A 288-nucleotide genomic window follows, 5' to 3' on the forward strand; every position below is an offset into this window, starting at 1 on the left:
CGATTTTGCACGGCTTGGGGAAGATGCACAGGCTGTGCTGGATGCCGGAGCCGATATTATCCACTTCGATTTGATGGACAATCATTATGTTCCCAACCTGACTTTTTGCCCTATGGTCTGCAAGGCACTGCGGGATTACGGCATTACTGCGCCTATCGATGTACATCTGATGGTGACTCCGTTTGACAGGATGATCGAAGAGTTCCTGAAGGCGGGCGCCAGTTATATTACTTTCCATGCTGAAGCATCTGATCATATTGATCGCAGCCTGCAGATGATCCGTGATGG

Annotated in this window: 1 protein-coding gene; it reads left to right on the forward strand. The window is 49.7% G+C overall.

Features of this window, described 5'->3' with window-relative positions; translation table 11 throughout:
* The coding region (locus ACY2RR_RS24465) for a ribulose-phosphate 3-epimerase (protein WP_490110816.1) at window positions 1–288 on the forward strand (288 nt) is incomplete at both ends.

The organism is Parendozoicomonas sp. 2304DJ65-17 (assembly GCF_058148445.1).